The 1092-nt window shown below is 35.7% G+C and carries 1 protein-coding gene; it reads left to right on the top strand.

Annotation, left to right across the window (positions count from 1 at the left end):
* Positions 1–70: 70 nt before the first annotated feature.
* On the top strand, positions 71–1045 hold the full coding sequence (locus tag MR041_RS15565; protein WP_242095171.1) for an IS3 family transposase: 975 nt from the start codon (positions 71–73) through the stop codon (positions 1043–1045).
* Positions 1046–1092: the final 47 nt, after the last annotated feature.

The raw sequence follows: 1092 nt of genomic DNA, 5'->3' as shown, positions 1-1092 counted from the left end.
CAGAGCAGGCTCTGGAGATACGAGTGCTTAAAAAAAGCTTACATGGTCTACAATAGAGTTTAAGAAGTATATGAGATTCAATCAACAAGAAAAGTACGAGATTATCAGACTTGTGGAAGACTCTGAACTTGGAGTAAACAGAACTCTAAAAGAACTGGGTATTCCTAAAAGAACATTCTACAACTGGTATGGTCGTTATCAAAAAGAGGGCTACGATGGACTTGCTCCAAGGTTAAGAGGTTCCCATAGTCAATGGAACAGAATACCAGACAAAGTACGCAATGAGGTAGTTGAGCTTGCTTTAGAGCTTCCTCATATGTCTCCCAGAGAGCTTGCCTTTTGGATAACAGATAATAAAAAGTATTTTATATCAGAGAGTAGCGTTTACCGCATTTTAAAGAGTAGAGGGCTTATTACCTCTCCTGCATATATTGTTATGAGAGCCAATGATGAGTTTAAAGACAAGACCACTAGACCTAACCAAATGTGGCAAACCGATTTTACTTACTTTAAAATCATTGGATGGGGCTGGTACTACCTCTCAACTGTTTTAGATGATTATAGCCGTTATATCATCCATTGGGAGTTATGCTCTACAATGAAAGCAGACGATGTAGAAAGAACCATAGAACAGGCTTTTAAAAAAACTGGATTAACTAAGGAGAATGCTCCAAAACTGTTATCTGATAATGGCTCATGTTATATCAGTGGTGATTTGAAAGAGTACTTAAATGAAAAACAAATACATCATGTAAGAGGCAAACCCAATCATCCACAAACACAAGGTAAGATTGAGCGCTATCACCGTTCTATGAAGAATGTTGTAAAACTGGAGAACTATTATCTGCCTGGTGATTTAACTAAACGCCTGGAAGAGTTTGTAACGTATTATAACAATCATAGATATCACGAATCACTGCAAAACCTGACACCATCAGATGTCTATTTTGGAAGAGAAAATCAACTATTAAAACAAAGAGAGATAATTAAAATTAAAACAATCAAGAAGAGAAGAAAACATCATTTATTGCAAAAAATGAACTAATAACTTAATTTTAAGCCTAACTGGTAAACATGCTTTGACTACATACA

It is taken from the genome of Aestuariivivens sediminicola (genome assembly GCF_022662015.1).
In the GTDB taxonomy this organism is placed as follows: Bacteria; Bacteroidota; Bacteroidia; order Flavobacteriales; family Flavobacteriaceae; genus Aestuariivivens; species Aestuariivivens sediminicola.
Note: the sequence above shows the minus strand (reverse complement) of the source record. Positions and strands in the feature narration are given on the sequence as shown.

Coding starts and splice junctions, on each gene's coding strand:
- MR041_RS15565 (WP_242095171.1), top strand. CDS start 71: ATGAGATTCAATCAACAAGAAAAGTACGAGATTATCAGACTTGTGGAA.